25 protein-coding genes, 1 tRNA gene and 4 pseudogenes are annotated in these 21,784 nt (G+C 39.0%); 25 read left to right on the top strand and 5 right to left on the bottom strand.

The window, feature by feature from the left end; translation table 11 throughout:
- Positions 1-408: 408 nt before the first annotated feature.
- The 12 genes from DWW86_RS16350 to DWW86_RS16290 all read left to right on the top strand — a co-directional run bounded on the left by DWW86_RS16350 (position 409) and on the right by DWW86_RS16290 (position 9,733).
- Positions 409-482: transfer RNA gene (locus DWW86_RS16350), tRNA-Arg, on the top strand.
- A 422-nt stretch (positions 483-904) separates the two neighbouring features.
- Positions 905-1,774: a ParB/RepB/Spo0J family partition protein gene (locus DWW86_RS16340; protein ID WP_330583916.1), complete on the top strand. Its 870-nt coding sequence runs from the start codon at positions 905-907 to the stop codon at positions 1,772-1,774.
- Between the two features lie 14 nt (positions 1,775-1,788).
- Entirely contained in the window at positions 1,789-2,574 is a 786-nt protein-coding gene (locus DWW86_RS16335; protein ID WP_015535366.1) for a ParA family protein, read from the top strand.
- Positions 2,564-3,475: a ParB/RepB/Spo0J family partition protein gene (locus tag DWW86_RS16330; protein ID WP_117649599.1), complete on the top strand. Its 912-nt coding sequence runs from the start codon at positions 2,564-2,566 to the stop codon at positions 3,473-3,475. Before DWW86_RS16335 ends, DWW86_RS16330 begins: the two co-directional genes overlap by 11 nt.
- 78 nt (positions 3,476-3,553) lie before the next feature.
- Complete coding sequence (locus tag DWW86_RS16325; RefSeq protein ID WP_015514765.1) at positions 3,554-4,552, top strand: replication initiator protein A; 999 nt, start codon at positions 3,554-3,556, stop codon at positions 4,550-4,552.
- A 9-nt stretch (positions 4,553-4,561) separates the two neighbouring features.
- Positions 4,562-4,858 (top strand): hypothetical protein, encoded by a 297-nt coding sequence (locus DWW86_RS16320; protein ID WP_096240164.1) that lies wholly within the window; start codon positions 4,562-4,564, stop codon positions 4,856-4,858.
- 13 nt (positions 4,859-4,871) lie between these two features.
- Positions 4,872-5,084, top strand: coding sequence for a hypothetical protein (locus DWW86_RS16315; protein ID WP_330366543.1), 213 nt, complete (start codon positions 4,872-4,874; stop codon positions 5,082-5,084).
- 117 nt (positions 5,085-5,201) lie between these two features.
- On the top strand, positions 5,202-5,876 hold the full coding sequence (locus tag DWW86_RS16310) for a response regulator transcription factor (protein ID WP_025580965.1): 675 nt from the start codon (positions 5,202-5,204) through the stop codon (positions 5,874-5,876).
- The gene (locus tag DWW86_RS16305) at positions 5,864-7,045 is read left to right on the top strand and encodes a HAMP domain-containing sensor histidine kinase (RefSeq protein ID WP_025580964.1); all 1,182 of its coding nucleotides are present in this window, start codon (positions 5,864-5,866) and stop codon (positions 7,043-7,045) included. Before DWW86_RS16310 ends, DWW86_RS16305 begins: the two co-directional genes overlap by 13 nt.
- A gap of 83 nt (positions 7,046-7,128) precedes the next feature.
- Positions 7,129-8,193 carry an ABC transporter permease gene (locus tag DWW86_RS16300; RefSeq protein ID WP_117944039.1) on the top strand — a complete coding sequence of 355 codons (1,065 nt, stop codon included), beginning with the start codon at positions 7,129-7,131 and terminating at the stop codon, positions 8,191-8,193.
- Complete coding sequence (locus DWW86_RS16295) at positions 8,194-8,853, top strand: hypothetical protein (RefSeq protein WP_015521696.1); 660 nt, start codon at positions 8,194-8,196, stop codon at positions 8,851-8,853.
- Positions 8,854-8,857: 4 nt separating this feature from the next.
- On the top strand, positions 8,858-9,733 hold the full coding sequence (locus tag DWW86_RS16290) for an ABC transporter ATP-binding protein (protein ID WP_117944037.1): 876 nt from the start codon (positions 8,858-8,860) through the stop codon (positions 9,731-9,733).
- 73 nt (positions 9,734-9,806) lie between these two features.
- Here DWW86_RS16290 and DWW86_RS17640 read toward each other — a convergent pair.
- A pseudogene (locus DWW86_RS17640) lies at positions 9,807-9,863 on the bottom strand (hypothetical protein); the annotation flags it as partial.
- Positions 9,860-10,099, bottom strand: coding sequence for a penicillin-binding transpeptidase domain-containing protein (locus DWW86_RS17635; protein WP_333491578.1), 240 nt, complete (start codon positions 10,097-10,099; stop codon positions 9,860-9,862). The pseudogene DWW86_RS17640 and the gene DWW86_RS17635, both read right to left, overlap by 4 nt.
- A 99-nt stretch (positions 10,100-10,198) precedes the next feature.
- On the opposite strand from DWW86_RS17635, the gene DWW86_RS16280 reads away from it, so the two are divergent.
- Positions 10,199-10,408: a DUF6219 family protein gene (locus tag DWW86_RS16280; protein ID WP_008392833.1), complete on the top strand. Its 210-nt coding sequence runs from the start codon at positions 10,199-10,201 to the stop codon at positions 10,406-10,408.
- Positions 10,409-10,509: 101 nt separating this feature from the next.
- Here DWW86_RS16280 and DWW86_RS16275 read toward each other — a convergent pair whose 3' ends face one another.
- The 3 genes from DWW86_RS16275 to DWW86_RS16265 all read right to left on the bottom strand — a co-directional run bounded on the left by DWW86_RS16275 (position 10,510) and on the right by DWW86_RS16265 (position 12,255).
- Positions 10,510-11,163, bottom strand: a complete 654-nt coding sequence (locus DWW86_RS16275; protein WP_029471597.1) for a CpXC domain-containing protein — start codon at positions 11,161-11,163, stop codon at positions 10,510-10,512.
- A gap of 65 nt (positions 11,164-11,228) precedes the next feature.
- The gene (locus DWW86_RS16270; protein WP_225876977.1) at positions 11,229-11,744 is read right to left on the bottom strand and encodes an ImmA/IrrE family metallo-endopeptidase; all 516 of its coding nucleotides are present in this window, start codon (positions 11,742-11,744) and stop codon (positions 11,229-11,231) included.
- A gap of 91 nt (positions 11,745-11,835) precedes the next feature.
- Entirely contained in the window at positions 11,836-12,255 is a 420-nt protein-coding gene (locus DWW86_RS16265; RefSeq protein ID WP_040015614.1) for a helix-turn-helix domain-containing protein, read from the bottom strand.
- 286 nt (positions 12,256-12,541) lie between these two features.
- Between DWW86_RS16265 and DWW86_RS16260 the strand changes: the two are divergent.
- The 12 genes and pseudogenes from DWW86_RS16260 to DWW86_RS16205 all read left to right on the top strand — a co-directional run.
- Positions 12,542-13,078, top strand: a pseudogene (locus tag DWW86_RS16260) (Y-family DNA polymerase); the annotation flags it as partial.
- 66 nt (positions 13,079-13,144) lie between these two features.
- Positions 13,145-13,546: pseudogene (locus tag DWW86_RS16255) on the top strand (DUF4368 domain-containing protein); the annotation flags it as partial.
- Between the two features lie 91 nt (positions 13,547-13,637).
- Positions 13,638-13,721 (top strand): annotated as a pseudogene (locus DWW86_RS16250) (Maff2 family mobile element protein); the annotation flags it as partial.
- A 19-nt stretch (positions 13,722-13,740) separates the two neighbouring features.
- A complete protein-coding gene (locus DWW86_RS16245; RefSeq protein ID WP_502696657.1) occupies positions 13,741-14,520 on the top strand; it encodes a VirB6/TrbL-like conjugal transfer protein, CD1112 family in 780 nt (259 codons plus the stop codon).
- Positions 14,474-15,835, top strand: coding sequence for a DNA topoisomerase (locus tag DWW86_RS16240; protein WP_353652730.1), 1,362 nt, complete (start codon positions 14,474-14,476; stop codon positions 15,833-15,835). Before DWW86_RS16245 ends, DWW86_RS16240 begins: the two co-directional genes overlap by 47 nt.
- 28 nt (positions 15,836-15,863) lie before the next feature.
- Positions 15,864-16,913, top strand: a complete 1,050-nt coding sequence (locus DWW86_RS16235; protein ID WP_117944035.1) for a DUF5688 family protein — start codon at positions 15,864-15,866, stop codon at positions 16,911-16,913.
- 82 nt (positions 16,914-16,995) lie between these two features.
- Positions 16,996-19,017 (top strand): YodL domain-containing protein, encoded by a 2,022-nt coding sequence (locus DWW86_RS16230; protein WP_117944033.1) that lies wholly within the window; start codon positions 16,996-16,998, stop codon positions 19,015-19,017.
- A complete protein-coding gene (locus DWW86_RS16225; RefSeq protein ID WP_015535388.1) occupies positions 19,014-19,274 on the top strand; it encodes a transposon-transfer assisting family protein in 261 nt (86 codons plus the stop codon). Before DWW86_RS16230 ends, DWW86_RS16225 begins: the two co-directional genes overlap by 4 nt.
- Positions 19,264-20,148 carry a YodL domain-containing protein gene (locus DWW86_RS16220; protein ID WP_015535389.1) on the top strand — a complete coding sequence of 295 codons (885 nt, stop codon included), beginning with the start codon at positions 19,264-19,266 and terminating at the stop codon, positions 20,146-20,148. Before DWW86_RS16225 ends, DWW86_RS16220 begins: the two co-directional genes overlap by 11 nt.
- A gap of 3 nt (positions 20,149-20,151) precedes the next feature.
- Positions 20,152-20,442: a hypothetical protein gene (locus DWW86_RS16215; RefSeq protein ID WP_015535390.1), complete on the top strand. Its 291-nt coding sequence runs from the start codon at positions 20,152-20,154 to the stop codon at positions 20,440-20,442.
- A gap of 259 nt (positions 20,443-20,701) precedes the next feature.
- Positions 20,702-20,899 (top strand): hypothetical protein, encoded by a 198-nt coding sequence (locus tag DWW86_RS16210; protein ID WP_015535391.1) that lies wholly within the window; start codon positions 20,702-20,704, stop codon positions 20,897-20,899.
- A gap of 28 nt (positions 20,900-20,927) precedes the next feature.
- Positions 20,928-21,770, top strand: coding sequence for an adenine-specific methyltransferase EcoRI family protein (locus DWW86_RS16205; RefSeq protein ID WP_117944031.1), 843 nt, complete (start codon positions 20,928-20,930; stop codon positions 21,768-21,770).
- The last annotated feature ends 14 nt before the right edge of the window (positions 21,771-21,784 follow it).

The raw sequence follows: 21,784 nt of genomic DNA, 5'->3' as shown, positions 1-21,784 counted from the left end.
GAAAAGGCGATAGCTTCATACCAAAAAATTTCATCATATAAGATTGATTCAGCTGACGCAAGTCAGTTTTAAATCATAAAATCCAATACCGTTGAAATGGCTGAAAACTTTGATTTTAAGCCAAAAATCCGGTATTTGTCCTGTTAGTTTAATGGATAGAACAAGTGCCTCCTAAGAGAAAGCCGAGGCATTCCCCAAAGGGAAAAAATAAAAAACAACTTTCAGTTCGAATCTATTCTGAATAATGCTAAAGGTGACAACAAAGCATTCCCCAATTTGGGGAACGTTCTAATGTTACCAAATCGAAAAAATCTGTAGATTGACAACTCAAAATAGAGTTGATAATCTTATATATGGCCGAAGGGAAAAATCCCAGAAACCCAGTAAAATCAAGGGTTTGCGGCATGTGTCGTCATAGCTCAGCTGGATAGAGCACTCGCCTCCTAAGCGAGGGGTCGGAGGTTCAAATCCTCTTGGCGACGGGCTTCAAAGCGTTCGAAAATGTTAGCTGGATTAGCTGACAACGAACGCTTTTGTTATTTTCAAATCACGTTCGTGACACAAAATTCCATTCAAAATGATCAATTTCCAGCTAACGCAATCCGATTTTTGTTAGCTGACAGCTAATCAAAATTGCCGGTTTGCAAACACGGGTTTTAGGAAGTCCAGCTAACATTTGGGTTCCGCTCCGTTGTCACCCCTTATTCGGGGATGTAAATCAGAGAAAAGGCGGGAAAAGAAACAATCTCTCCCAAACCTGCAAACATAAATTAGCTGAAACAGTATTCAATTCTATTAGCTACAGCTAATGGTCAAACAGCAATGTCTGTTTGGAACTTTACTATCTATAAAAGTTCCAGGCAGGCATTTTTTAGTTCCTGAATCCTGGAGGAAAGGAGTCAAGATGACTGAGTCAAACAGACAATCAGGAGAAAAAGAAGAAAGAATCATAGAAATTGAGATTGAGCGTCTTCGTCCTTTTAAGGAACATCCCTTTCAAGTAAAAGATGATAAGGAAATGTTTCTTCTGCAGGAAAGCATTGAGAAGTATGGCATTTTAAATCCGCTGATCGTCAGACCAGTACCGGATGGCTACTATGAGATCATATCCGGCCACAGAAGAAAACATGCTGCGGAGAAACTGGGATATCGTAAAGTACCGGTGATTATCCGGGTATTAAGTGAAGATGATTCCATTTTAAGTATGGTGGATTCTAATCTTCACAGAGAACGGATCAGCTACAGCGAAAAAGCTTTTGCTTACAAACTGAAGAATGACGTACTAAAAAGAAAAAGTGGTCGAAAAAAGAGCCAAGTTGACCACAAAACACCAAGAAAACGATCGATAGATATTATCAGTGAGGATTGTGGTGATAGCCCAAAACAAGTGCAGCGTTATATATCACTGACAAAGCTTATACCGGAAATGTTGCAGAAACTGGATGATGAGATTATTTCTTTTTGTCCGGCAGTAGAGATTGCTGCATTGAAAGAAAATGAACAAAGAGAACTGCTTAAAGCAATGGATTATGCACAGGCGATTCCGTCACTCTCACAGGCTCAGCGGATAAAGCAGCTGAGTAAAGAAAAACAGTTATCGTTAGAAAAGATGGAAGAAATCATGAGTGAAGTTAAAAAAGGTGAGATCACCAGAGTAGCATTTACCAATGAGCAACTACACAAGTATTTTCCAAATTCTTATACACCGGCAATGATGAAACGGGAAATACTGGCACTGCTAAAATTATGGAAAAAAGAATCATGGGAAAGTTAAAGGAGGAAGAAATCATGTGTAAAGTTATATCCGTAGTAAACCAGAAAGGTGGAGTCGGCAAGACCACCACAACCGTAAATGTAGGTATTGGACTGGCAAGAGAAGGAAAGAAAGTGTTGCTGATCGACGCGGATCCACAGGGAAGTTTAACAGCAAGTCTTGGATATGAAGAACCGGATGATCTTCGAATTACACTGGCAACGATCATGATGGATGTTATCAATGAAGAAGAAATTAATCTAGAAGATGGTATCTTACATCATCAGGAAAATGTAGATCTGCTTCCAGCAAACATTGAACTTTCCGCACTGGAAGTAACGATGGGAAATGTTATGAGCAGAGAAATGATCATGAAAGAATATATCGATGCGATAAGATCCCGATACGATTATATCCTGATCGACTGTATGCCAAGCCTTGGTATGATGACGATCAATGCACTGGTTTCTTCCGATTCCGTGCTGATACCTGTACAGGCCGCATATCTGCCTGTTAAAGGACTTCAACAGCTGATCAAGACCATTCTTACAGTAAAGAAAAGATTGAACCGGAAACTGGCGATCGAGGGCATTCTGTTGACTATGGTAGATTTCAGAACCAATTACGCAAGGGACATTGCATCAAGAGTACATACAACCTATGGAAGCCAGATTGAGGTATTTGAAAATGTGATTCCGATGTCCGTAAAAGCTGCTGAGACCAGTGCAGAGGGAAAAAGTATCTACATGCATTGTCCAAAAGGAAAAGTTGCTGAGGCATATATGAATTTAACACAGGAGGTTTTGAAGAATGAAAAATAGAAGTGGTGAAAAGATTAAGCTGGCAAGTATTGATGAACTGCTCGGAGTAGTAAATGAAGAATCTGCAATGGAGATAGAGATCAGTAAGATCCATCCGTTTAAGAATCATCCGTTCAAGGTGTTGGACGATGAAAAGATGCAGGATTTGGTAGAGAGCGTAAAGATCAATGGAGTGCTGACACCGGTACTTCTCCGTATGGATGAAAACGAAGATTACGAAATGGTATCCGGTCACAGAAGAATGCATGCAGCACAGCTGGCAGGTCTTACAACAATTCCGGCAATCGTAAGGGAATTATCCGATGATGATGCCATTGTGGCTATGGTGGACGCTAACATTCAACGAGAGGAGCTGTTACCGAGTGAGAAAGCTTTTGCGTATAAGATGAAACTTGATGCAATGAAAAGACAGGGAAGTCGGACAGATATAACTTCTGGTCAAATTGACCAGAAGTTGAAACCAGTAATATCAAGAAATATTCTTGCAGATCAAGTAGGCGAAAGCTCTAAACAGATTCAGCGTTATATCCGACTGACAGAGCTTATTCCGGAACTTCTTGATCTGGTAGATAACAAAAAGCTTCAATTCACGGTTGCTGTAGATATCTCTTACATCGATAAGGAAGTACAGGGATGGATTTACGAATATATCTGCGACACAGGATTTATCAAACCAAAACAGATTGCAGCACTCAGAAATCAGCTGAATGATGGACCAATCAATCAGATCCAGATGTTATCAATTTTCAATAACTGTGTGATGGCAAAGAAAGTATCCCGGTCTCTTACTTTCTCAGAAAAGAAACTGACAAAGTACTTTCCGGATGATTATACAGCCAAAGATATGGAGCAGGTGATTGAATCATTATTAGAAAAATGGATGCAGGAACAGTCCTGTTAAGGATAGAAAATGCTAAGAAAACAAAGTCAAAGAAGTTTAAAAAGAGGACTTCTTAGCAAAAAATGAAAGGAGGAAACTATGGAGAAAAAAATGACATTTAATTATTTTTACGGTACCGAAGCTGATCAGTTCAGCTTCTACCGCATACCAAAAGCATTATTTACAGACAGTTATTTTAAAGATTTATCGAGCGATGCTAAAATTTTATATGGACTGATGTTGGATCGAATGTCTCTTTCCATCAAGAATCAGTGGTTTGATGACAAAAACAGAGCATATATCTATTTTTCCATCGAAGATATCATGGAATTACTGAACTGTGGCAGAAATAAAGCCATCAAATCCATGAGAGAACTGGATGACGAAACAGGAATTGGTTTGATTGAAAAACGCAGACAGGGATTTGGAAAGGTGAACGTTATCTACGTGAAAACCTTTATGCCCGAGAAAACAGATGAGAAAAAATTTGAAGAGGAATTAAAGAAGTTTAAAAAACAAACTTCTTTGGAAAATGAGGAACCTACAGAAGTTTACAATTCAAACTTCATGAAGTCCCAAAATCAAACTTCTAGAAGTCCCGAAAACAAACTTCAAGAAGTTTACATTTCAAACCCTAATAATACTAATCTTAGTGATACTGAAATGAATGATAATAAATCTAATCATATCATATCTGTGGATGAGAAAAGATTTGATAGCGATAACCGCTCTGAGGATTATCAGGCTTATGAAAACCTTGTCAAAGAGACCATTGATTATGAATCACTGGAAGTAACCCATCATGACGATATGCGGCAGGTAGATGAAATCGTGAACCTGATCGTAGAGACTGTGATGTGTAAAAATGACAAGATCTTGATTGCCAGCAACTGGTATCCGGCATCACTGGTGAAGAAAAAATTTCTGATGCTGACCTATTCACATATCGAGTATGTCTTACACTGTATGAGTGGTAACACCACAAAGGTGAAGAACATCAAGAAATATTTATTAGCAGCCCTGTTTAATGCACCGTCAACGATGAACGGGTATTATCAGGCAGAGGTGAACCATGATATGCCAGGACTGGCAAGATAGGAGGTGCACATGTTTATTTTAAAACTTGCTGGGAAGATATTATTACTGCCGGTATGGCTGATCCTTTTTGTGATCGGCCTGGCAGTAAAGATGACAGTACAGACTTATGCGGTTGTCAGAGGGATCCTTGGGTTTATATTCACTTTGTTGATTATAGCGACTGCATACTGTTACCATGACTGGGCACAGGTTGCATTTCTGTTTTCGCTGAGTGTAATTCTGTATCTGATCCTTTTTGCAGGAGTGTTCGTAGATACTGTACTGGACATGACAAGAGAACGTATTATTGATTTTATTATATCGTGAGGAGAATATGAAAATGAGTGAAAACAATGATTATATTCAGTTACCACCACTAAAAAAAGACACACCATCTGATGTGGTAGCATTTATGTGGAAGTACATGAAAGTACCGGAGAATTCAAGAGAAAAAGTTAAGAATCTGCTTAAAGATGCAAATGAAAATGGAGTAAAATTAAGTCATCAGGCACCAACCCTGTATGATGTTGTCCCAAAAATGGAAATAAAATGAAGGAGAAAAGGCGGCAGTTTAGAAAGGCTGTTGCCTTTTAGGAATTGTTGTTTATTTGTTGTTTTTTATAAGCTATACTATAAGGAAAAGATAACATTAGAGCCAGAGGTGAAATTTATGAACTATAAAATTTTAATGGTTGATGATGATAGAGAATTGCTAAAAATGCTGAATCAATACTTTACATTGAAGAATTATACGGTAATGATTGCAGAAAATGGCATAGAAGCAATGGAAAAGATAAGTGCAAATCCCGATATTATTTTATTGGACGTAAATATGCCGGGAATGGACGGAATTGAAGTGTGCAGAAGAATCAGAGATATGGTTTCCTGTCCGATTATTTTTTTGACTGCAAAAGTAGAAGAACAGGATCGAGTAATGGGATTGTTGTCTGGTGGTGATGATTATGTTTTAAAACCATTCAGTTTGAAAGAATTAGATGCTAGAATTATTGCCCATTTGAAACGTGAAGAACGTTTACATAGGAAAAAAGAACAAAGGTTTTATGGAGAATTAGTGATTGACTATGCCAGTAAATGTGTACATATTAAAGGGAATGCTTTAGAGCTTACGAAATTAGAGTATGAGATCATAGAATTTTTGTCTATGAACCCTGAAATGGTATTTGATAAAGAACGAATCTATGAGAAGATTGGCGGATATGATGCAGAAGGGGACAGCCGGGTGGTTACGGAGTTGATTCGCAGAATCCGCAAGAAAATGAAAATGTATTCGGAACACGAATATATTGCAACGGTATGGGGGAGGGGATATAAATGGGCAAAATAAAAAATCTTTCGTTAAGGAAAACCATTGTTTTGTATATGATAATTAGTTTAATAATTAGTTTTTATCTTTCAGCACTAATTATGCGAATAGCAAGCACAGTACAAAACAACATTTGGTGGAATTATGTAGACCAAGAAGAATATTTTGAAATGGCTGAAGGGGATGGTAGAAGGTATTTGCCAGATGTTCCGAGACCACATTCTTATGAAATGAAAGAATTTGATTATCATGTATCGGAAATATGTGATTTTCTTCAGACATTTACAGTGCTTATCGTATCTGTTGCAGGGAGTATTATAGCGGTATTTCTTTTTTATAAGCATAAACTGAAATGCCCTATCGAAGAATTAGAACTGGCTTCCCGACAAGTTGGTCGAAATAATTTAGATTTCCATATCACTTATGAAAATGAAGATGAGATGGGCGGATTGTGCAAAGAGTTTGAACGAATGAGAGGACAGCTGGCAGAGAATAATCAACAGTTATGGAAAATGCTTGAGGAAGAAAAGGCTTTGCGGGCTGCCATTGCACATGATATACGTTCTCCGCTCTCTGTGCTGGAGGGGTATCAGGAAATGCTTTCAGAATATCTTCCGAAGAAAGAGATAAATATGGAGCAAGCCTTAGAAATGGTAAATGAAAGCAAAAAACAGATTGAACGTATGGATATCTTTGTGGAAACTATGCGAAAGATGAGCAGTTTAGATACAAGGGAGTTAGTAGCAGAAGAAATTACCAGTAAACAGGTAGAAATAGACGTACGGGCAGAGATGAACGTGTTTAGGAAAAAATTTGGAAAGCTATATGAATTAGAATGTTCGGAAACAGAAGAAAAATTTTCAGGAGATAAGGAAGTGATTTTAGAGGTTATAGAAAACCTTTTGTCAAATGCCTTTCGTTACGCCAAGACAAAAGTGGAAATGGAAGTGTTTCTTACCTGTTCTGAATTACAGATCAGAATAAAGGATGATGGAGTGGGATTTACAATAGATAAGCAAAAGGCAACAGAGCTTTTTTATCAGCAAAATGTGAAAGACAGTTTGAAACATTCAGGAATGGGCATGTATATCAGCAGATTGTATTGTGAAAAGCATGGTGGTCAGTTACTGATAGAAAATGAAAAACAGAGTGGAGCTGTAATAACAGCAGTATTTCATCGGATTGCATGAGCGGTCCGATTTTTTTATGCTGTTGTCTTTTTGTTGTGATTTATATTTTATGATGTCTATAACGAAGGAAAGGAGGAATACGTATGATTGCTATTTTTAAAAGAGAGATTAGGAATTATCTAAAGCGACCGTTATTTTGGGTAGGTGTTCTGCTTGTGATTTATGGTGTGTTTAATGCGACAAGTCCATATTTAACCACACATTATCTTACAACGGGGGAGGAAATCATCAATGATCAGTCCAACACTTCGGTTGAAGGAGAAGTGTATGAGGGCTATATTCCAGCCACGCCTGAAAAGCACAGAGAGGTATGGCATGAAAAGATAAAAATAAAATTAACGGATGTGTTTGGATTGACGGATTCAGAAGCACAGAATGTCATTGAAAAGCTGGAAAGCATGAATTTAAAAGAGGCCTATGCGTATTTGGAGCAGGAATATAACTGGTACGGGGCAAGGTATTTATACGAGGACAGTACGTATTATAAGGGAACGGCAGAAGAAATCAACGCATATCTAGATAAAAAATTGGAAGATAAGACATTTTCTTTTTATTACGCAAGAAAATTTGCTGATTTTGCGGGTCTGTATATGGTGTTTTTTGCAATTATTATGTTGGCGGTTTTATTTTTACAAGATACAAAAAAGCATACTTATGAATTGTTGCATACAAAGCCTGTGACTGCCGGGAAGTATGTAATGGGAAAAGTGAGTGCAGGATTTGCAATTTGTTTGCTTGTGCTAACTATTTTGAATATACTGTTTTGGGTATTGTGCCGCATCTATACAAAGGATAGTGGATTTGAAGTGCGACTATGGGATTTTGTGGCTTCTACGGTACTTTATATATTGCCTAATATGCTGATGATTGTGAGTATATATACATTGATTTCACTCATATTTAAAAATCCACTTCCTGGTGTACCACTTTTGATTCTTTATATGGTGTATTCCAATTTGGGCGGAACTAATGCAGAGGGAGTTTACGGATATTGGGGCAAACCTTTGGCAATCATGGTACGATTTCCGGGGCAGCTTTTTGATACGACACCGCCCCCGATGGCGCTCTTAAATCAAAGTTTTCTTATTATTGTATCGGTAGTAATTATACTGATTTCGATACAGATTTGGAAGCGGAGGCGAATATAAATGAAGAAGGAAATGAAGATTGTTCTGCCATTTTATAAAATTGCTTATGCAGTATCCTTTGTTGTAATTTTAAGTGTGATTCGTGCAGTTGTTTTCACGTATGAAATAGGACTATCCATAGAGCCGCCTTTTGCGATATTGACTGCTGTTTTTTGTGCAGATACTTATGTGCAGGAAATTACAAGCAACCGTTCCGAAGTTCAGAGACTGTATCAGATAAAAAAGAGAATCTATTCTATTATACAGAGACTGATGATACAGGGAACTTTTTTGCTGCTGCTCGCTGTTCTTGGATATGGATTGTTTTTTGCGTTTCAGAAACCAATTACACATCCAGTAACAGAAAGTGAAATACTTCAGTTTATTACCTGTTTTGGGGCGATTGTAGTAACTATTTTCTTTTGGGGAATATTGGCTAATACATTGTCTATGCTTTTTCGCAATATGTGGATGGGAATTGGAAGCAGTCTTTTGATATGGGTAGCAACAAATTCCACAGGTGGAGATAAACTTTTTGGAGCATGGAATCTGTTTTCTTATTCTTTTAGAGATATAGAAAATACTGCCGATATTACATGGCTGTATGGGAAAGGCTTGTGTATTTGTATCGGACTGATTTTGTTACTGGCATTGCCGAAGATCGTAAGAAAGAGAGGGTAAATTTATGAGTATTCATATTGAGGATTTAACGGTAAGATTTAAGAATAGTGTCACAGCAATCGACCATGCAGATTTAGATATACCAAATGGGATATTTGGACTATTGGGAGAAAATGGAGCGGGAAAGACAACTTTGATGAGAGTTTTGACCACTGTGCTTAAACCTACAAACGGAATGGTTACATTAGACGGAATTTTGTATAGCGAAGGAAACTATGAAAAAATCCAAAGAAAGATAGGGTATTTACCACAGGAAATTGAACTGTATCCTAATTTGACGGTTCAGGAGTGTTTGGAGTATATGGGAGATCTGGCAGGTGTTCCGAAAGCAGAATGTAGAAAGCGGATAGATTATTATTTGAAAAAGACCAGTCTTATAGAACATCGTAAGAAGAAAATGAAGCAGTTATCAGGCGGTATGAAGCGACGGGTAGGATTGGTGCAGGCGCTTTTAAATGAACCGGAATTTTTAATTGTGGATGAGCCAACTACCGGTTTAGATCCGGAGGAACGTATTCGCATCCGCAATTTGTTAGTAGATTTTTCTGAAAACAGAACGGTTTTGTTTTCAACTCATGTGGTAGAAGACTTAGCTGCCACCTGCAATCAGCTTGCAATTATGCATAAAGGTCGATTTCTGTATACGGGTTCTATGAAGAATTTGACAGAAGAAGCACAGGGGAAAATCTGGATTTGCAAAGTACCTGATGAGAGAAAAGCAAGAGAAGTGGAACAGAAGTATCGTATTACATCTAAACAGTATGTTGAGGGGGGATTGCAGTTAAGAGTGATTTCTGAAATACAGCCAGAATTGGAGTGTATGTCAATTCCTGCAACGTTGGAAGATGCTTATATTTATGTGACGAATCAATACGAGTAGATAAAGCACCATCTGATGCTTTACTACCAGTTGCACGTTGTTCGCTTTGAATATTTGTGGAGAAAAAGTATGTATTATTTTGGCTTTCTATAAAACCTATAAACCAGCCATTTATATCCTGCCCGTTCACTCGTCCGGTTCCGGTTTTTCCATAAATTCTCCATTTTCAGAGGCGGTAAGATGGATGGAATTTTTGACGGCATGAATATTAGCAGGAGTAAAGTTGAAGTTGTTTCGATATAAATTTTTCAAAAGTTCAACTTGTTCTACTGGTGAAATCTTTAAGGATGACTGCATCCAGTAGGAAGAGAAATCTCCGGATATATTTTTATTGCCATATCCTATTTGCTGAAGGTATGAATTTATAGTGGAAGATCCGAGCTGCTTGTCGATTGATTCAAAATACCAGTTTGTATATATCTTTTAAAAGGTATATGATTAAGAAAAACGGCAGGAGGTATCTGAATGAAATCACATAAATATTGGTCTATCGGTGCACTGATTACAATGCTTGGAACTTTTTATACAGGTTATAAGGGATCAAAAGAAGGCCATAAGTACTTTGCAGCAAGTTCTTTGCTTTGCATGATTATGGCTATTTATACAGGACACAAGATGATTTCTGGTAAAAGTAGGAAGAAAAAAGAAGTTTCAGTAGAGAGTGTTGAAGATTAAAAAACAAAATATTTTAATCAATAACGCCGGTGCGGGATTTTGATATCCAGTACCGGCGTTATTGATTCCACAGGGGCTTGGGGGTGTAGCCACCAAATATACTATTCGTTTTCTGCTTCGGCAAGTTTGTTAAGGATCCACTCCCTATTGATAACTATTTCATCATCATCGCGGAGATCCTTGAAATCATTGCAGTGTGAAGAAGCAAATTCATACATATTGTCAATGTCAACTGCACCAGTAATCTCACCCTTATTAATGATTACAAGAATATTTGTTCCGTCGTCGTCGACAGCAAAGCGCAGTTCATCAAATTCTATATCGGGATCATTTTTGAGAATAGAATCTGTCGCAAGTAATTTAACAAGTTCCATTACCCTGTCATCTTTACCTGCATCAAAGATCTGGATCTTTTCAACGAGCTGATTTGCTGATGTCACAATCCGGTATAAGTACTTTTCGGTACGATAATCAGCCAAAGCATTTTTTTCATAAAATATTTCATATGTCTTCTTTACTTCTGATTCAGGAACCAGATAAATCATGACAAGATCTTCCATCTGGTGATAGAGTGTGGAGTAGTTTAAACGAAAGGTCTCTCCACAGCTCGGGCAGGTATAAAGGAAAATAGATTGATTAAGTACCTTCTCTTTCATTTCAGGATCCAGTGCAGTATTAATACTGTCCCAGAGCTCAAAATCTCCCTCATGATGGCAGGAAGGACAAGTTACCTTTTCTATATGATGTCTTGACATAAATGATCCTCCTTTCAGTGAGATAAATCTATAGTTTTTCTATTGTAGAATAATCTTATCCGCTATTATTTCGCCAGAAAATTACTCTGTATCTCCATCGGCATATGATAAGCCTGGCCTCGTTTTGTCAGGCTGTATAGTTTAAAGCTCATGAGTTCCGGAGTCGCATTCAAAGAGCTGCAGAGTCCGAAATAATCCAGGTCTTCGTTCTGAACCATATCTTCGATCTCCTCATCATCAATCAGAAGATCGGCAGCAAACAGATTGGCCTGGTATTCTGTATTATCCGTCATATTATAGAGTGTATCATCTTGCATTGGAGCCATTTTCAGCTGGGAACGATGCAGGATGATATGCCCTAATTCATGGGCGGCAACAATCATCTTTTCTTCTTCAGAAAGGAAACTGCTGATCATGACATAAATCGTCTTACAGCTCATAAAACAGTATCCTTTCAGTGTCTTATATCTGGAAGTTTCCCCGACAACAATGTTCATCTGATCCATGATCTCAAAGGGATCCCTGGTGCCATATTTCTTGATTAATTTCTTTGTTTCTGTATATATGTAAGTGTTTCTCAAATAAATCACCTCAAAAGTAAAAATAAAAAGGGCAGAAATATCCTTGTAACTATAAGGTAACAGATTAGGTGTACAATAATCCCGCCTTCTATTATTTTTCCTCTTGGTTTTTCAGATATTTTTTCGGTGTAAATTTCTTTGCACGTCTTTTGGAATCAAGATAAAGGCTCTGGATCTCATCCATAAAAGCTATTTTATCTTCGTCAGTCAGTGATCCACCGGCAAACATAGCTGCAGCCTGTTCCAGAATCTGCTGAGCCTGTTTGGCACCACGGTTTCCAAACTGTTCGGATGCTTCTGTGATAAAAGCTTCATCTTCACTCATGAGATAAGAAACGTCACACTGTAATGCATCTGCCAGTTTCTGATACAGAACATTTTGTTTTGGAAAACGTCCTTCTACTTCCCAGGATCGAATGGTCCTATATGAAACACCAACCATACTGGCCAGTTCCTGCTGACTCATCTTTTTTTCTTTTCTTAATGATCTTACTTTTTCACCGAATGTCATAAACATACCTCTTTCTAAGCCTTGTCTTATAAGTTTCATTAGCCGCCTCAAGGCAAAACGGGAAATGTGTCTCCTAAAAATTAAAAATTAATCTTGACAAAGGGAAATATCTCTCCTATAATGTGAATCACAGATAAGGGAAACATCTTTCCTATAAGATACACAATATTTCCTCTTTTGTCAATGGATATGTGAAATGAATTTCCTGTAATTCAATGAAAGCAGGAAGGATAGACAATCATTGATAGTCAAAATGGGATACATGTTACAAAAAGAGGAAAGACGTATGGGAGGTGGCAATGTGAGTCAGGATCAGACTTCTATTATCTGTATTGATCTGAAGTCCTTTTATGCTTCTGTAGAATGCGTAGAACGTGGGCTGAATCCATTTAAAACAAACCTGGTGGTTGCAGATCCGACCAGATCAAAGTCAACAATCTGCCTGGCAATCACTCCGGCTATGAAGTCTCTTGGCATCAAGAACCGGTGCCGGATCCATGAGATACCGGATTGTGTGAAGTACATTACAGCCATGCCGAGGATGCAGCTGTACATGGATTATTCCGCAAAAATCTATGGAATCTATCTGCGGTATGTCTCAAAAGAAGATATCCATGTGTACAGTGTCGATGAATGTTTTATTGATGTGACAAACTATCTACAGCTTTATCATCTCACTGCAAAAGAAATGGCGGTAAAGCTTATGCAGGCAGTCATGGAGGAAACTGGCATCACTGCAACTGCAGGTGTGGGAACCAATCTGTATCTTGCTAAGATCGCAATGGATATCGTAGCAAAGCATGTGGATGACCATATTGGAATGCGGACGTATTCCCGAAAGATGATGAATCAGGGATCATAACAGAATAGAATGAGCTGTCTGTAGTAAGCAATGGAACGCTCCCTTACAAGGGACGAGGAACGGATTGAGGTTCTGGACAAAATGGTCATGCGGCTTTATGAGGATATGATTGCAGGGCGTATCAGTGAGCAGAATTTCAACACCATGCTGGAAAAGACACAGACCGAGCAGACGGAGCTTAAAACAAAAGTGTCCGAGGGCAGAAAGCGGCTGTCCGATGAAGTCCAGCTTGCCAATGATGCAAAACAATGGGTGGAAGCCATTCAGGAATACGCCAACATCACAGAGCTGGACGCAGCCACCCTCAACCGCTTAATCAAAGAAATCGTTGTGCATGAGCGCATTGACGAAGATAAAACAAGACACATTTCTATCGAAATTCATTTTAATCTCAAACCCATCCCGGAGGTGGAACAGGTCACTGCCTGACCTGTCCCGCCGGGACGGTTCTCTTAACAACACCATATAGATTTTTTGTACGCCGCCGCCCGCCATCGAGCAGAGTTTTTACACCTAATTGGGGATGAAACAGCTGATGAGCGGTGGTGGTGTTATCCTGATCGGAACACAGCTGATCCCGCTTCTGAGTGGATTATTTGGTTAAGAGAAAGGAGTAGAGATCCATGTTCAGTCAGATTTTTGATGCGATTGAGGAATGGATGAGGGAACTCTTAACCGGGATGATCACTTCCAACCTGGACACGATGTTTACTGATGTCAATCAAAAGACTGGTGAGATCGCTACCCAGGTTGGACAGACCCCGCAAGGGTGGAACGGCAGCATATTCAGTATGATCCGGAACTTATCGGATTCCGTGATCATGCCGATCGCAGGCATTATTATCACACTCGTACTCTGCTACGAATTGATTTCTATGCTGACCGAGCGCAACAACATGCATGATATTGATACCTGGATGTTTTTCAAGTACTTCGTAAAAATGTGGATCGCTGTATATCTGGTGAGTAACACATTTACGATCACAATGGCGGTATTCGATGTGGGCCAGCACGTAGTTAATTCTGCGGCCGGTGTTATCAGCGGAAGTACCGCCATTGATATTTCTTCGGCATTGACGGATCTTTCCGCAACCCTGGAAAGTATGGAAATCGGAGAACTTGTTGTATTGGCGCTGGAAACCCTTATCGCCGGCTTCTGTATGAGAATCCTGTCTGTACTGATCACAGTGATCATGTATGGACGTATGATAGAGATTTACCTATATACCTCAGTTGCGCCGATTCCATTCGCAACTATGAGTAACAGAGAATGGGGACAGATCGGCACGAATTATTTCAGAGGACTCTTTGCCCTGGCTTTCCAGGCATTTCTGATGATGGTATGCGTTGCAATCTATGCAGTGCTTGTTGCAGGTATCCAGTATTCAGATAAAGCTTTATGACCTGACCACACTGCAGAGAGAAGCAAACCGTATCTATGGAATGACAGCCAAACAGACACTGGATACCGCTCAGAGCCTGTACGAAAAGAAACTGATCACTTATCCAAGAACAGACAGCCAGTATCTGACAGAAGATATGGAACAGACCGCAAGAAATGTGGTTCGTCAGATTTATGAGAAATATCAGCTGACAGGTCCGTTTGATCAGCCGGAGCAGCCAGATGTGAAGAAAGTCATGAATAACAGCAAAGTGACAGATCACCATGCAATCATCCCAACGATGGAGCTTGCATCCAGCCATCTGGATGAACTGAAATCCTGGGAAGAAAAGATTCTGTTCCTGATTGCAGTCCATACGGTCATGGCAATGAGTAAGGATCACATTTACCAGGAAACAGAGATTGAAGTGGAATGCCAGGGAGAAATCTTCAAAGCAAAAGGAAGAACTGTGTTGCAGGATGGATGGAAACTCTTTGAAAACTGCTTCAAGAATAAGGATCGCATGGCAATCGTAGATCCAGATCAGGAAATGAAAGAGAGGATGCCGAAAGTAACCCAGGGACAGACTTTCTATGCTGTAGCTGCAGAAAAGACAGAACATTTTACATCGCCACCAAAACCATACAGTGAAGATACTCTCCTTGCAGCAATGGAAACTGCTGGAAATAAGGAATTCGATGAAGACACAGAAAAGAAAGGATTAGGAACTCCGGCAACAAGAGCTGGTATCATCGAAAAACTGATCTATTCCCAGTATGCCACCCGAAAAGGGAAACAGATCCTTCCAACAGATGATGGAAAAGTCCTTGTGGAGATCCTGCCAGACTTTCTGAAATCTGCAAGTATGACTGCAGAATGGGAAAATCAGCTGCTCTTGATGGAGCATGGAGAGATTGCACCGGAACAGTTTATGACCGGGATCAAAAACATGCTGACCATGATGCTGAATGGATGCGATGCGATTTCCGAAGAAGAAACAAGAAGATTTCAGACCAGAGAAAGCATTGGAACATGTCCGGTATGTGGAAGCCTGGTATATGAAAGCAAAACCAACTTCTATTGTAGCAACCACGATTGTCACTTTGCTCTCTGGAAAGATAACCGCTATCTGCAGAGCATGGAAAAAACCATGGATAAAAAGATGGCTGCAGAACTTCTGAAAAGTGGATGTGTGCATGTAAAAGACCTGTATTCCAGAAAGAAGAATATGTACTTTGAGGCAGATCTTCATATGGATGCAGATGAAACCGGAAGGGTGAATTTTTCTTTATCCTTTCCCAAAAAGAAACCAAAAAACAAAAGCAAAAAGAAATAAGAAAACAGATTAGAGGAGGAAACGAAGAATGAATTTTAATGAATTTGTAAATGAAGTAAAGGACAATATCAAACTCTTTTTACCAAGGGATTATGAGAATGCAGAAGTATCAACGATGGAGTGTCATAAACTGAACCGTGCCTATACGGGACTGATGGTGAGAAAAGAAGGTGAGATGCTTACCCCGACGATCAATCTTAACCAGCTGTATGAAGCATATAAAGCACAGCCTGGCGTAACAATGGAAACTGTATGCAGAAAGATTGCAGATATAGTTATTGAGGCACCGATACAGGTTGATCTGAAAGCTATTTTAAACTATGAAGATGTGAAGGACAAGCTGTTTATCCGTGTGTCATCAGCCGAAGCAAATAAGGAAGTCCTCGAAATTGTGCCACACCAGCTAAAGGAAGATCTTGCAATTACCTATCATGTGGCAGTAGGCAAGAATCAGGATGGATTAAGTTCCATGCTGATTACAAATGAAATGATGAAGGAATATGGAGTGACACAGGAGCAGATTCATGAAGACGCTATGAAAAGTTCACCGCGTGTCATGGTCCCAGAGGTATCAAGTATAGGTGTACTGATAGATGAAATATATCAGAAAAATATTCTCATGCTGACACCAGATGAACGTGAAATGCTGCTAGAAACATTGCAGGAGTCAAGCGAGATGCCGACATTCTTTGTTGTTACAAATACAGAAAGAATTGATGGAGCCGGTGTGATCTTTTATCCGGAATTCATGGATAACATGGGGGAACTTCTGGGAAATGATTTCTTCATTTTGCCATCATCCATCCATCAAATGCTGATCTTGCCGGATGACGGGCAAGTGGATGCGGAAATGTTAAGAGATATGGTAAAAGAAGTTAATGCCACTCAGGTAGCACCAGCAGAACGCCTTACCAATGATGTATATCACTTTGACACAAAGGATCACGTCTTTGAAAAGGCAGACAGGTTCACAGAACGTCAGAAAGAAAAAGAAGCGCAGGTTGCAAAAACAGAGAAAGTTGGAAAAGAACAGCCGGATCAGAAACCGAAAACAAAGAAGCACGATATGGAACTCTAATAAAAAATAATCATCTCGTCAACTAATAAAAAGCCCTGCGGCATAAACACAATGTCGTAGGGCGTTTTTGGAAAGGAGTATTATGACAGAACAAAACAAAACTACTACTATTCCACTGCCGGTCCAGGGAAAAGATATGGACAGCATTATGCAGTCACTGGAATCCGGTGTGGAAGAACTATTTACAAGTAACCGCTATCAGGAATTTCTTAAAACCATGGCAAAGTTTCACAATTATTCCTTTAACAATACAATGCTGATCGCTATGCAGCGACCGGATGCCACACTTGTTACCAGCTACAAAAACTGGCAGTCCATGGGTAGACAGGTCATGAAAGGTGAAAAAGGAATTACAATCATTGCACCGGCACCATATAAGAAAATGAAGGAAAAAGAGGTTCTGGATGAAAATCAGCGACCGATCATGGGAACCGATGGAAAACCTAAGACTGAACAGGTGGAAGTTACGGTTCCGCATTTTAAAGCAGTTACCGTCTTTGATATTGCTCAGACATCCGGGGAACCAATCCAGACACTGGCACCGGAATTATTGACTGCAGCTGTACAGGATTTTGATTCTTTCATGCAGGCTATTCAGAAAATATCCCCAGTGCCGATACGATTCGATGAGATCGATGGCAATGCCAATGGATATTATCATAATGCAGATAAGGAAATTGTGATCAAAAAAGGACTCAGTGAAAGCCAGACCTTAAAGACTGCTATTCATGAAACAGTCCATGCAAAATTGCATGACAGGGAGATCATGGAAAGCCTTGGTGTAGAAAAAGACCGATTGACAAAAGAGGTTGAGGCTGAATCCGTTGCTTACTGTGTGTGTTCTTCCTTTGGTTTGGATACATCGGATTATAGTTTCCCTTACATTGCAGGTTGGAGCAGCAGCCGGGAAATGAAAGAAATGAAAGCATCTATGGATGTGATCCGCAAGACAGCCGGTGAAATGATCGATCAGCTTACAGAAGAGCTGGAAATCATTCTTGAAGAAAAACAGAAAACAGAATTACATGATAAATACGGCATTCTGGTAGATGCACTGGAAGCAGCCGGATACCGCTATGATTATCGGGAAAGCGAACCGGGACATATTGTACTGGCGCCGGATGGGACACATGAAATTGCCGGATACTTGCAGTTTGAATCATGGGGAGATATCAAAGACTGGCTGGAAGATACGATTGCAGAAGGAACGGATATTTCGGAAAGAGTTGATCGGGCTTTGTATCCATTTAAGTTTGATTATACCCTAGAGGAAGAAATGTTCAGAGGTAATGGTGACCGCTATGCGATTTACCACGTGGATGAAGACACACCTGGAAAACAACATTTATTTATGAATATGGCAATGGTCAAAGAAGATGGAATTACAATCGATGCAGCAAATTATAAATGTGTCTATTCTGGCAGATTACATGAAAATGAAAAGCTGGATGATTTGTATGCCGTATTCAACGATAATCCACCGGCAGATTATAAAGCACATTCTATGTCGGTTAGTGATGTTATCATTACAAACCGTGGTGGGGATATGCAGGCATATTACGTGGATCGATTTGGATTTGCAGAACTTCCAGACTTTGCAGTACAAAGAGAAAAAATACTCGATATTGTCCCGGAAATAGAAAATGTGGATTATGAAAATGATCTTACATGTATCAGCTTTTATGCGGCTGAATGTGCTGAATTTCCTGTGATGGGTGAAGTACATTATGACCTGACATTACCGGAAGCCTTGGAAGCTTATGAGAAAATCCCATCAGAACGTATGCATGGACTGAAATGTGTTGGCTTTGATCTGAAAGACGGAAGTGATTATGAAGGAATGCAGAGTCTGATGATCGAAGGAAAAATACAGAAAGAATTTTTGAATTCGATTCCTGGATTTAGAGAAAATTCTTATGTGCAAAATGCAATCAGTCGTGTGGAAAAGTACTTGGAAGAAAGACATCCAAATGTGGAAAATCCTCTGGAATCCAATAAGAAAGTGGATAACGAAAAAAATATAAGCAAAGAAAAAAACGAGAAGGAGCTGAATATACAGATGAAACCAATACCGAAAAAGAAAAGGGGGGAAATGAGCCTATGAGAAATGTAAACCTGGAAGAAAACGAACTGACTATTACTGCTATCTTCCAGCAGCACACAAAGGAAGAAACAATCCAAACACTGAAAGAAGCTTTGGAAGTTATGGAACAGGAAGAAAGTGATCCTGAGAATGATGAAATGATTGAGATCATCAATTCTACAGTTGGAAAATTACAGCAGATCGAAGACAAATACTACTATTCTCTGGATCTGAATTATTATCTGAATAACTTGGAGAACGATGCCTATGAAGCTTAATCAATTTGCAGTCTACCGAGTAGATCAGCAGACAGCAGGAAAAGCACTGTGGCATCTGCCATATCAAGAGGCAAGACAGCAGAATGTGTCGATTACTGTCGAAAATTACCGATTAGTCTCGATTCATGAAATGCAGGAAAATGAAAAAGTCGCTGACATCTGGAAACGAATGAAAAAGCAATGCGAAGTCAGTGACGTGCTCGTATTGAACAAGAACGGAGAAATCAGTTGCTACTATGTAGATGAAAACTATCCACAGTATCTGGCCGGATTCATTCGTATCAATACATCCGGTGCACTGATCACTATGGAAACTGAGAATTATCAGATCGATGGGAAAAAAGGAAACTGGATTGCCACAGACACCATCATTATTGATGGAAAACAGTTTTATTTGATGGAACATCAGGTATACCGAGATCAGGCCCAGGGTGTTATCCTGGATGCCTATGGAAAAATGGTTGTCGAAGAATGTAAGAAATTCGATGAAAAGACAAAACAAAAGATTCATGATTACATCCAACAGCAAGTACCGCTAAATCCGGTCGAACAGCTAAAACAAGATGGTAAAATCCGTCTGGAACATTACCAGAAATTCTACCAGAACGGCACTTATGAACGAAGCAGAGAATCTGGTACCGAAGCCAATTATGATATGGTGGACGGTCTGGTGAATAATCAGAAGAAGAATCAGGAAAAGACCTCTGATGCTAGCAGCAACAATCAGACCTCCCGAAATCAACAGGATGGAAAATCTAAGAAACGAAGATCCGTGATCAAACGTCTGCATCAGAAACAGATTGCCATTGCTCGCCGGTCCGGAAAACCGATACCCAAATACCTGGATCAGGAAATGGAAAGAAAGCGGGGGTAGAATATGCGAAGGTTAAAGTGTGAAAAAGAAACGATTATTCTGACCAATGAAGATGACGGATTCTATGATGTGTATACCTTCAATCAGAGCTTGCAGAAACGGTTACGGGCATTCGCTGAGAAGTATCCGGATGATTGCTGGTTGAAAGGATCTTCGGAGGATGGCAGTGAAACGTATATAATCAAAAAGGGCCGGTTGTCATTGAATTTAAGACCACCCTATTCTAAGGACAGAATTCATAAAGCAACAGAACGAATTATTGAAGAACAGAAGGAACAATCAAAGGATTCATAGAATGCGATTTAAGAGAAAAAAGCCTCATGACCATGAGGAAAAATGAAAGCAAAATATGTTAGCTGATAAAGTGTATAGGCTCAAAAGGGAAAGTTCCCTTTTGGGCCTTATTTTGTTTAAAATCATTTAGTAGTACAAAACCTGATTTTATCTTTTATATATTTGATAACAAGTAGTGAATAGTTGATTTAAGTAGTTTTCAGTGGTACAATTATTTGAGGAAAATTCATGTAATAGTATTAAATGCAGGGAGAAAAAAATGGCAAGACCAAAAAAGAATGGAACATACCTTAATGTATGTATTGAAACTCCTATTTATGAGCGATTAGAAAATTTTTGTAAAGATGCAGGACATACAAAAACGGTTGCTGTTGAAAGAGCATTAATTTCTTATTTCGATGAATATGAAGAAATGAAAAAGAAATTAAAAGAATTAGAATCTAATCAAGACAAATGAGAAATTCATGCAGGGGAGAATCAAGCAAATGATCAACGGCAAAGATCAAGAAATTATAACTATAAATAAAACAGGAAATTCAATATTAAATAACGCAAAATATTCTGCAGATAACACGGATGAATGGTATACTACATATGAAACGATAGCTGAAGAATTATCTCATTATAAAAATCAGTTTATAGACAAGGTGGTACTTTGTAATTGTGATGATCCGTTTGAATCAAATTTTTGCTATTATTTTTTGCGACATTTTAATCAATTAAAACTCAAAAAACTGATATGTACATCTTATTCTGGATCCAAAATAGATCAGTTAGTCAATGGTCAATTAACATTAGATCTTTTGGATGCGGATGGCAATCCAGTTATTAACAACAAACATGGATATGTATTAACTATTACACAAATACCAGGAGAGCATGAAGAAGAAGTACCGGATAATGTTATTAAAAATGTATTACAGAAAAAGAATGTTGTAAGAAAACTATCTGGAAATGGTGATTTTCGTTCGCAAGAGTGTATCGAGTATTTAAAAGAATGTGATATCTGTTGTACAAATCCACCGTTTAGTTTATTTTCAGAACTATTTTCTTTGTTGGTAAAGTATGATAAGAAGTATTTATTAATTGGTAATCAAAATGCTATTACTTATAAAGAAATATTTCCGTATATTAAAGAGAATAAAGCTTGGGTTGGATATAGATTTGGGGATATGGCTTTTCGTGTCCCGCAAGATACCATGCCAAGAAAAACGCGGTATTGGGTAGATGAGTATACGCTTCTTGCTTTTAAAGCCCAAACGGGTGGATTTGAAGCTCTCCGTACAGCCGATATACGCCACATTTTCCAGAATAGCAGCTACGGCTGACGGCTCCCAACAAT

The sequence above is a fragment of the Ruminococcus sp. AF17-22AC genome (genome assembly GCF_003460065.1).
In the GTDB taxonomy this organism is placed as follows: domain Bacteria; phylum Bacillota; class Clostridia; order Lachnospirales; family Lachnospiraceae; genus Blautia_A.
This window is presented reverse-complemented; position numbering and strand designations above follow the sequence as displayed.

What these genes read in the sequence shown, in the direction of transcription:
- DWW86_RS16340 (WP_330583916.1), top strand. Translation starts at nt 905, where the DNA reads ATGACTGAGTCAAACAGACAATCAGGAGAAAAAGAAGAAAGAATCATA.
- DWW86_RS16335 (WP_015535366.1), top strand. Translation starts at nt 1,789, where the DNA reads ATGTGTAAAGTTATATCCGTAGTAAACCAGAAAGGTGGAGTCGGCAAG.
- DWW86_RS16330 (WP_117649599.1), top strand. Translation starts at nt 2,564, where the DNA reads ATGAAAAATAGAAGTGGTGAAAAGATTAAGCTGGCAAGTATTGATGAA.
- DWW86_RS16325 (WP_015514765.1), top strand. Translation starts at nt 3,554, where the DNA reads ATGGAGAAAAAAATGACATTTAATTATTTTTACGGTACCGAAGCTGAT.
- DWW86_RS16320 (WP_096240164.1), top strand. Translation starts at nt 4,562, where the DNA reads ATGTTTATTTTAAAACTTGCTGGGAAGATATTATTACTGCCGGTATGG.
- DWW86_RS16315 (WP_330366543.1), top strand. Translation starts at nt 4,872, where the DNA reads ATGAGTGAAAACAATGATTATATTCAGTTACCACCACTAAAAAAAGAC.
- DWW86_RS16310 (WP_025580965.1), top strand. Translation starts at nt 5,202, where the DNA reads ATGAACTATAAAATTTTAATGGTTGATGATGATAGAGAATTGCTAAAA.
- DWW86_RS16305 (WP_025580964.1), top strand. Translation starts at nt 5,864, where the DNA reads ATGGGCAAAATAAAAAATCTTTCGTTAAGGAAAACCATTGTTTTGTAT.
- DWW86_RS16300 (WP_117944039.1), top strand. Translation starts at nt 7,129, where the DNA reads ATGATTGCTATTTTTAAAAGAGAGATTAGGAATTATCTAAAGCGACCG.
- DWW86_RS16295 (WP_015521696.1), top strand. Translation starts at nt 8,194, where the DNA reads ATGAAGAAGGAAATGAAGATTGTTCTGCCATTTTATAAAATTGCTTAT.
- DWW86_RS16290 (WP_117944037.1), top strand. Translation starts at nt 8,858, where the DNA reads ATGAGTATTCATATTGAGGATTTAACGGTAAGATTTAAGAATAGTGTC.
- DWW86_RS16280 (WP_008392833.1), top strand. Translation starts at nt 10,199, where the DNA reads ATGAAATCACATAAATATTGGTCTATCGGTGCACTGATTACAATGCTT.
- DWW86_RS16275 (WP_029471597.1), bottom strand. Translation starts at nt 11,163, where the DNA reads ATGTCAAGACATCATATAGAAAAGGTAACTTGTCCTTCCTGCCATCAT.
- DWW86_RS16265 (WP_040015614.1), bottom strand. Translation starts at nt 12,255, where the DNA reads ATGACATTCGGTGAAAAAGTAAGATCATTAAGAAAAGAAAAAAAGATG.
- DWW86_RS16245 (WP_502696657.1), top strand. Translation starts at nt 13,741, where the DNA reads ATGTTCAGTCAGATTTTTGATGCGATTGAGGAATGGATGAGGGAACTC.
- DWW86_RS16240 (WP_353652730.1), top strand. Translation starts at nt 14,474, where the DNA reads ATGCAGTGCTTGTTGCAGGTATCCAGTATTCAGATAAAGCTTTATGAC.
- DWW86_RS16235 (WP_117944035.1), top strand. Translation starts at nt 15,864, where the DNA reads ATGAATTTTAATGAATTTGTAAATGAAGTAAAGGACAATATCAAACTC.
- DWW86_RS16230 (WP_117944033.1), top strand. Translation starts at nt 16,996, where the DNA reads ATGACAGAACAAAACAAAACTACTACTATTCCACTGCCGGTCCAGGGA.
- DWW86_RS16225 (WP_015535388.1), top strand. Translation starts at nt 19,014, where the DNA reads ATGAGAAATGTAAACCTGGAAGAAAACGAACTGACTATTACTGCTATC.
- DWW86_RS16220 (WP_015535389.1), top strand. Translation starts at nt 19,264, where the DNA reads ATGAAGCTTAATCAATTTGCAGTCTACCGAGTAGATCAGCAGACAGCA.
- DWW86_RS16215 (WP_015535390.1), top strand. Translation starts at nt 20,152, where the DNA reads ATGCGAAGGTTAAAGTGTGAAAAAGAAACGATTATTCTGACCAATGAA.
- DWW86_RS16210 (WP_015535391.1), top strand. Translation starts at nt 20,702, where the DNA reads ATGGCAAGACCAAAAAAGAATGGAACATACCTTAATGTATGTATTGAA.
- DWW86_RS16205 (WP_117944031.1), top strand. Translation starts at nt 20,928, where the DNA reads ATGATCAACGGCAAAGATCAAGAAATTATAACTATAAATAAAACAGGA.